Here is a 7,701-nt window from a genome sequence, read left to right on the forward strand (position 1 = left end):
GCCGCGCTGCGGACGCACCCCGCCGAACCGGCCCGGGCCGCGGCCGAGGTGGTCGCGAGCCGGTCGCCGATGTCGGTGGCGGTGACGCTGGAGGCGATTCGTCGCGCCGCGACGATGTCGACCCTCGAGGAGGTGCTGGGCCAGGACCGCGCTCTGGGAGAGGCGTTCCTCGAGTCCTCGGACTTCCTGGAGGGTGTGCGGGCGCTCCTGGTGGACAAGGACCACGACCCGCGATGGGCCCCGGCGACACTCGAGGAGGTCAGCGCCGAGGCCGTGCAGGCTCTCTTCGGTGTGTCGGGCTGAAGGCGCAGCGGGTCAGCGGCGGCCGAGACCGGCGGAGAACGCCGCGGCGCCGCCCGACCCGGACGAGGTGCTGTAGACCTTGGCCGACCCCCCGCGGCCGCCATCGCCACCGCGCCCGTTGCGTGCTGCGCCGGAGCCGCGCTTCGAGCCACTCCGCCCGGAGCCGTTGCCGTTCGAGCCGTTCCGGCTGGATGAGCCGGCCCCTGCCGAGGAGGATCCCCCACGCTGGCCGCCGGAGCGCCCGGATCCACCGCGCCCTCCGGCCCGACCCGTCGCGTCGGCGCGGGTACGACGGCCCGCACCGTTGCGGTGACCCCGACCACCGCCGTTGCCGTTGTCCCCCGGAGCGGCGACGACGAGCGGCTCGGAGAAGGTGCGCTCACCGGGTGCGAGCTGCTTCAGCAGTGGGTGCCGGGCGTCGATCCGCGTCGTGGTGGGGTTGATGCCCGCCTTGCGGGTCAGGTCGCGCACGTCACGCACCTGGTCGTCGGTCATCAAGGTGATGACGGTGCCCTCGGCGCCGGCTCGTGCGGTGCGGCCGGAACGGTGCAGGTAGGCCTTGTGCTCGACCGGCGGGTCGGCGTGGATGACCAGGTTGATGTCGTCGACGTGGATGCCGCGTGCGGCGATGTCGGTGGCGACCAGGGTCCGCGCACTGCCGTCCTTGAACGCGTCCATGTTGCGGGTCCGCGCGTTCTGGCTCAGGTTGCCGTGCAGCTCGACGGCGGGGACTCCCGAGGCGTTGAGCTGCTTGGCCAGCTTCTTGGCGCCGTGCTTGGTGCGGGTGAACACCACGGTGCGTCCCGGCGCTGCCGTGAGGTCCTGCAGGACCGGAAGTCGCTGGTCCTGCTGCACGTGGAGCACGTGGTGGGTCATCTTCGAGATGGGCGACTGAGCCGAATCGGCGTGGTGCGTCACCGGATCGGTGAGATAGCGCTTGACGATGACGTTGACCCCGGCGTCCAGGGTCGCCGAGAAGAGCAGTCGTTGGCTGGCCCGGGGCGTGGCGTCGAGGATGCGGCGCACGCAGGGCAGGAAACCGAGGTCGGCCATGTGGTCGGCCTCGTCCAGCACGGTGATCTCGATGGCGTCGAGGCTCACGTGGCCCTGACGCATGTGGTCCTCGAGCCGGCCGGGGCAGGCGACGACCACGTCGACGCCGGCACGCAGTCCGTTGATCTGGGGGTTGGCGCCGACGCCACCGAACACGGTGAGTGTCTTGAGGTTCAGCGCCTTCGCCAGCGGGGCCATGGCCGTGTCGATCTGTGTGGCCAGCTCGCGGGTCGGGACCACGATCAGGGCACGCGGCCGCTTGGGCTGGCGCCGGCGGTTGCTGGCCGCGAGCCGGGTCAGGACGGGCAGCAGGAAGGCATAGGTCTTGCCCGATCCGGTGCGCCCGCGGCCGAGGACATCGCGGCCGGCGAGGGAGTCGGGCAGCGTGGCCGCCTGGATCGGGGTGGGGGTGGTGATGCCGTCGGCCTCGAGGATCGAGGACAGGGCCATGGGCACGCCGAGACCGGCGAAGGTGTCAACAGACACCGTGTCAACAGACACAGGGGGATACTCCGTACGTCAAAGGGTCGTTCTGCCCGGCGCGACTCGTCAGTGGTCGCGGCGCTTGAGCGATCGACTAAGGAAGCAGGCCCGAGGCAGAACGGTGCGGGCCGCTGTGAAGAGTGTAGTGGCTCTCGGCGCACTGCTTGACCACGGCCCGGCCGGGGACCGTTGATCCCACTCTCTAGCCGGCTCTAAAAGGAACGCAAGAACTGGCTATCCGGCGGCAGAGATGGTCACGCCACGGCCGGACCGAGCTCGGCGAGAAGCTCGCCCACCACCGTCGCGTCGTGGAACTCCACGTCCCCGTCGGGCAGGTGCTGGACCCGTTCGTGGCCCTTGCCGGCCACCACCACGATGTCACCGTGCCGGGCCTGCAGCAGCGCCTCACGGATGGCCTCGCGCCGGTCGACGATCACCGTGGTCCGCGCCGGATCGGCCCCGACCGCAACCTCGTTCGCGATGGTCACCGGGTCTTCGGAGTAGGCGTCATCCGTCGTGACGATGCTGACGTCGGCGAGGCGCGACGCCACCTCGCCCATCAGGGGGCGCTTGGCCTTGTCCCGGTCACCGGCGGCACCGAAGACGCAGATGACCCGGCCCTGGGGGTGCTCCCCCGTGGCAGCTGCGGTCTGGCGAGCCACCTCGAGCACCGCCGCGAGGCCCACGTCGGTGTGGGCGTAGTCGACGATGACCTCGAAGGGCAGCGCCCTTTCGGTGCTCACCCGCTCGAACCGCCCCGGTACCTGGGCCATGTCGCGTACCGCGCCGACCAGGGCGTCTGGAGCGGCACCGATCTCGAGCGCGAACGCGGCGGCTCCTGCCACGTTGAGCACGTTGTAGGCGCCGAGCAACGGCGTGTGCAACGTCACCGCCCCCGTGGCGTGGCGCAGGTCGAACCGGGTCCCGTTGCGCTCCGACTGCACCTCCTCGACGCGGTAGTCCGCCTCGGGCACGCCGCCGAACGTCTTGGTCCCGGCGATCTCGGAGGCGAGCCGCCTGCCCCACTCGTCCTCGGCGTTGGCCAGTTTAGGCCCGTCCGCCCAGACGAACAGCTCGCGCTTGGCCTGGAAGTAGGCCTCCATCGTCCCGTGCAGGTCGAGGTGGTCGCGGGTGAGGTTGGTGAAGATCGCACCGGCGAAGTGGGTGCCGGTCACCCGCTTCAGGGCCACGCCGTGGGACGACACCTCCATGACGACACGCTGCACCCCCGCCTCGAGCATCCTGGCGAGCATCGACTGGACCTCGGGCGCCTCCGGGGTGGTCCGCAGGGCGGGCTCCCGCTCTCCGGCGACCACGATCTCCGCAGTGGTGCTCAGGCCGCAGGCTTCGACGCCGTAGATGCCCGAGAGGATCGAGTAGAGGGCGTATGACGTGGTCGTCTTGCCGTTGGTGCCGGTGACGCCGTAGACCTCCAGCTCCCGGGAGGGATGGCCGTGGACGGCGCGGGCGAGCTCGGCCAGTGCGGCGCGGGCGTCAGGGACCACCACCGTCGGTGTGTCCGGCACCTCGCGCTCGGCGACGATGAGGGACGCGCCGCGCCGCAGCGCCTCGGGCACGAACTGGACACCATCGAACCGGAACCCGGGCACCGCGACGAAGGCAAATCCTGCCTCGACCGCCCGGGAGTCGTGGGTGACGCCGATGACGGTGTCCGCTCCTGCAGGGAGGTCGACGCCCAGGATGCGGCTGAGCTCGGAGCGGTCCAGATTCACCGCCGCAGACTAGCAAGCCGGAAGGAGCGGCGCCCCACGTCCGGTGTCAGCCTCGATCGCAGCGCGAGTCAGGGCCCAAGGCCCGGGGTGGCCCGGAATCGGCATGACAGCGGCCGAGCCCGTGCGGTAGGCAGTTTCCATGAGCTACCCACCACCGATCTACGACCGAGACACCGGTGAGATCAGTGCCTCGATCCGCCTCACCGGCGAGATGCCGGAGATCGTCTACCCCAATGGCAATCGCGTGCACTACCTCGCCACCGGCCAAGGCACCGGGGGCCTGTTCGGCCTCTACCGCTGGGAGTTTGCCGGGCCCCGCAGCGGACCGGACGCCCACTTCCACAAGACGATGACCGAGTCGTTCTACGTCCTGGCCGGCGAGGTTTCCATCTTCGACGGCAAGGGCTGGGTCACGACCCGTCCCGGCGATTTCGTCCACGCCCCGGCCGGTGGCCTGCACGGCTTCAGGAACGAGGCCGGAGCAGCGTCCATGCTCCTGCACTTCGCGCCCGGCGCGCCGCGTGAGGCCTACTTCGAGGGGTTGGCGCGCATGGCCGCCGGCGAGACCCTGACCGACGCCGAGCGCGCCGCGTTCGCGATCGAGCACGACAACCACTGGGTCGACTGAGCACCGTTGGCGCACCGAGGTCGCGCGAGCCGACGAGGGACGACCACGCCACTCCCAGCCGCCTGACCGATGACCGGAATACTGCAACCATGACCAGTCCGCCGCCGCTGCGCTCCGCCCGCACCGGCGACGGCGTGACCCTGGCCTGGACGGCGCTGGGCGTCGGACCACCTCTCATCTGGATGCCCTCCATGGGCAATCTCGTCGCCCAGTGGCGCGTCCCGACGTTGCGCCGGGCCTACGAGCGCCTGGCCGGGTCCTTCCGCCTGATCCTCTATGACGGCAGGGGCACCGGGGCCTCGGACCGCCGCGTCGACCACGCCGGGCTCGGTCTGGACGGCCAGCTGCGCGACCTTGCTGCCGTCGTCGAGGCTGTCGGACCCGAGCCGGTTGCCCTGTTGGGCTACTACCACTCCGTTCCGGCCGCCATCGCGTATGCCGCGGCTCACCCTCGGCGCGTCAGTCGGCTGGTGCTGTTCGGCGGCGCCCTGCGCCTTCGTGACTCGATGAGCCCTCAGCAGACCCAGGCGCTGCTCTCACTCATCGACCAGGACTGGGACCTCTTTGCCGAGACCGCCGCGCACACCTGGCTGGGCTGGCAGGCCGGGGAGTCGGGGCGGCTGATCGCCGAGTCGTTCCGCACCGCGGCCACGCCGACCCTGGCCAGGGCGTTGTTCGCGGAGGCGGGCCGGATCGATGTGTCGGAACTGGCCTCACAGGTCCACGCCACTCCCCGCGAGCTCGAGGTGCTCCGACTCCTCGCCGAGGGCCACTCCAACGCCGAGATCGCGGCCCGCATGGACATTTCCGTGCACACGGTCGAGCGCCACGCCGCGAACCTCTACCGCAAGATCGGCGCCAGGGGACGTGCCGACGCGACGGCCTACGCGGTGCGCCAGGGCCTGGCCTGACGGGATTCCGGCATACCGCCGTACATGGTTGCCGGGATGTGCCGCGACAGCGGTGCGGCGCACGATGGACACATGAGCACAGGATCGGCAGGATCGCCCGTCAGCCGCCCGCCCTCGACCCTCGGTTGGCGGGTCGCCAGCCGCACGATCGGACTGACCCGCCCATTGGCCGGGCACCGGGCCTTCCCGCTGTGGGGTGTCGTGCGCCACCGCGGCCGACGGTCCGGACGTGAGCTGAGCGTGCCAGTGGTCGTGCGGCCCGTCCCGGGCGGCGTAGTGGTCCCACTGCCGTGGGGACCGAAGACCAACTGGGTGCGCAACGTGCTCGCCGCAGGCGAGTGCACGATCCTGTGGAAGGGCACCGAAAGGCGGCTGGGCCGGCCGAAGGTGATCGACGGTGCCACCGCGCAGGCGGCGTTCGGCGGGTTCCAGCGTGCTGTCATGGCGCGCCTGGGTTTGGAGACCTGCCTGTCGCTGCGGTTCCTCTGACCTGTTCATCCTCCGTGGCACGTCCTGGGCGCGGCCGGGACGTCGAGCCGCAGAGAGGATGGGGGCGTGGGCGACCAGCTCGTGGCCACTTCACTGGTCATTGGCCGTGGCGCCGATCGCCGAGCACCAGCTCACACACCCGCTGCTCCGAGTCGGCGGAGAACGGGTCGCGCTGCTCGGCAACAGCCCGTGCCGTCTCCTCGCCGACCAGGTCGGCGTTGATCTGGGCGCCGGCCATCGCCCCCGCCGCAGCTGAGGTGCTCACCTGCCCTGCGAGATCGGTGACGTTGCCCGCGACCCATACGCCGGGCACCTCGGTGCGACCAGTCGGGTCGGCGGGTATGTGCTGGCCCATGCCCGAGGGGTGTTCCACCGGCCGCAGCCCGAGGGCGCTGAGGAAGCCCGCTCGCGCGACCATCCGCGACGCCACGACCAGTGCCGCCCGGCGCGCCAGGGTGCCGTCGGCCAACCGGACACCCACCAGGCGATCCCCCGACGACTCCACGGACGTCACCTCGCCCTCGACCACCGTGATACCGCGGGCCATCAGCTGCTCGTGCTGCTCGTCGGTCGGCGCGGGCATGGTGTGCGTGAAGTAGGTGACGTCGGCGCTCAGCTGCCGGAAGAGCAACGCCTGGTGCACCGACATGGGCCCGCTGGCCAGCACCCCGATCGCCTGGTCGCGCACCTCGTGGCCGTGGCAGTAGGGGCAGTGCAGCACGTCGCGGCCCCACCGCACCCGTAAACCCGGTAGGTCGGGCAGCTGGTCGACGAGACCGGTCGTCACCAGCAGGCGGCGCGCGCGCACCGCAGCGCCGTCCTTCAGTGTGAGCGCGAAGCCGGAACCGTCGCGAGCAGCCGCTTCGACCTCACCCTGGCGCAGGTCGACTCCGTAGCCACGGACCTCCTCCCGCCCCCGTTCGAGCAGGGCGGACGGCGAAATCCCTTCCAGTCCAAGCAGTCCATGCACCCCACGGGCCGGGGCATTACGCGGCTCGCCGGCGTCGATCACCACGACGGACCGCCGTGAACGGCCGAGCATCAGCGCCCCGGCCAGCCCGGCGGCGCCGCCACCGACCACCGCGACGTCATACCTGTTCTCCAGTTCTTCGGCCACCGTGACCACCTCCACGAGAACCATGCGGCGTCTTCCACCAAACGCGCAACTTCCTTTGCTGACCTGGCAAACTTGTCGTCATGGACAACGACCTCGACGAAGCCCTCGATGCGGTCGGCCCGCGACTCCGGGCCCTGCGCAAGCAGCGGGAGACGACGCTCGCCGATCTGTCTGCGGCGACAGGCATCTCGGTCAGCACCCTCTCCAGACTCGAGTCCGGCCGTCGCAGGCCCACCCTCGAACAGCTGCTCCCGCTGGCCCGCGCGCACGGCGTCACCCAGGACGAGCTCGTCGACGCTCCACCGACCGGTGATCCCCGAATCCACCTGCGGCCGGTCAAACGCCACGGGATGACGATGCTGCCCCTCACCCGACGAGCGGGTGGCATCCAGGCCTACAAGTTCGTGATTCCCGCGAAAAGCCGTGCGGCCGAAGGCCGTCCGGAGGCCAAGTCGCACGAGGGTTATGAGTGGATCTACGTCCTCGACGGGAAGCTGCGGCTGGTCCTCGGCGAGCACGACCTGGTGCTCTCCCCTGGCGAAGCGGCCGAGTTCGACACGCACGTCCCGCACTGGTTCGGCGCCGCTGATACCGGCGCCGTGGAATACCTCGTCCTCTTCGGACAGCAGGGTGAACGCGCCCACGTGCGCGCCCGCCCGAAGAGCGCCCGTTGATCCGTATGCCGTTCGCTCGGGAACCACTCCGGCTGACGCTTCCACGACGCTCGATCGGTGCCTGATGGAGCGCCAGGGCGAAGTCCGCAGATTTATCGAATCCGTTGTGGACAAAGTGCTGGAGGCATTTGCGATCGAGGACACCGCAGGACCAGCGGCCGAGGAGCTGGTCGACCAGCTGGCCGCGTTGGAGCGGCTCAAGTCCGCCGCCGCGGCTCGGCAGGCCCGGCTGGCCGTCGCGTTGGACACCCGAACCCGCGAAGCCGAAGCTGCTCGCGGAGTGCCGGCCGTGCGGCGGGGGCGCGGGGTC

General features: G+C 70.7%; 8 protein-coding genes and 1 pseudogene. 6 read left to right on the forward strand and 3 right to left on the reverse strand.

All coding sequences use genetic code 11. The annotated features are described in order from the left end of the window. Positions 1 to 303 (forward strand): enoyl-CoA hydratase/isomerase family protein (locus FRW57_RS14175; RefSeq protein WP_203230336.1); only part of this gene is annotated, 303 nt, incomplete at its 5' end. 12 nt (positions 304 to 315) lie between these two features. On the opposite strand, the gene FRW57_RS14180 is transcribed toward FRW57_RS14175, so the two are convergent. Together FRW57_RS14180 and FRW57_RS14185 are read right to left on the reverse strand one after the other, a co-directional pair. Continuing rightward, on the reverse strand, positions 316 to 1,842 hold the full coding sequence (locus FRW57_RS14180; protein WP_238999435.1) for a DEAD/DEAH box helicase: 1,527 nt from the start codon (positions 1,840 to 1,842) through the stop codon (positions 316 to 318). A gap of 251 nt (positions 1,843 to 2,093) precedes the next feature. Then, positions 2,094 to 3,572, reverse strand: coding sequence for a UDP-N-acetylmuramoyl-L-alanyl-D-glutamate--2,6-diaminopimelate ligase (locus tag FRW57_RS14185; RefSeq protein WP_152186294.1), 1,479 nt, complete (start codon positions 3,570 to 3,572; stop codon positions 2,094 to 2,096). Positions 3,573 to 3,711: 139 nt separating this feature from the next. Between FRW57_RS14185 and FRW57_RS14190 the strand changes: the two genes are divergently transcribed. The 3 genes from FRW57_RS14190 to FRW57_RS14200 all read left to right on the forward strand — a co-directional run bounded on the left by FRW57_RS14190 (position 3,712) and on the right by FRW57_RS14200 (position 5,600). Then, positions 3,712 to 4,200, forward strand: coding sequence for a cupin domain-containing protein (locus FRW57_RS14190; protein ID WP_152186295.1), 489 nt, complete (start codon positions 3,712 to 3,714; stop codon positions 4,198 to 4,200). 89 nt (positions 4,201 to 4,289) lie between these two features. Next, a complete protein-coding gene (locus FRW57_RS24785; RefSeq protein WP_137122698.1) occupies positions 4,290 to 5,111 on the forward strand; it encodes a helix-turn-helix transcriptional regulator in 822 nt (273 codons plus the stop codon). Between the two features lie 72 nt (positions 5,112 to 5,183). Continuing rightward, the gene (locus FRW57_RS14200) at positions 5,184 to 5,600 is read left to right on the forward strand and encodes a hypothetical protein (protein WP_137122699.1); all 417 of its coding nucleotides are present in this window, start codon (positions 5,184 to 5,186) and stop codon (positions 5,598 to 5,600) included. A 97-nt stretch (positions 5,601 to 5,697) separates the two neighbouring features. Here FRW57_RS14200 and FRW57_RS14205 read toward each other — a convergent pair whose 3' ends face one another. Further along, entirely contained in the window at positions 5,698 to 6,741 is a 1,044-nt protein-coding gene (locus FRW57_RS14205; RefSeq protein WP_202911639.1) for an NAD(P)/FAD-dependent oxidoreductase, read from the reverse strand. 56 nt (positions 6,742 to 6,797) lie between these two features. Between FRW57_RS14205 and FRW57_RS14210 the strand changes: the two genes are divergently transcribed. Both FRW57_RS14210 and FRW57_RS14215 read left to right on the forward strand, forming a co-directional pair. Next, positions 6,798 to 7,391 carry a helix-turn-helix domain-containing protein gene (locus FRW57_RS14210; protein ID WP_152186296.1) on the forward strand — a complete coding sequence of 198 codons (594 nt, stop codon included), beginning with the start codon at positions 6,798 to 6,800 and terminating at the stop codon, positions 7,389 to 7,391. Positions 7,392 to 7,497: 106 nt separating this feature from the next. Beyond that, positions 7,498 to 7,701: pseudogene (locus FRW57_RS14215) on the forward strand (HNH endonuclease); the annotation flags it as partial.

This window comes from Segeticoccus rhizosphaerae, from assembly GCF_009192725.1.
Classification (GTDB): domain Bacteria; phylum Actinomycetota; class Actinomycetes; order Actinomycetales; family Dermatophilaceae; genus Segeticoccus; species Segeticoccus rhizosphaerae.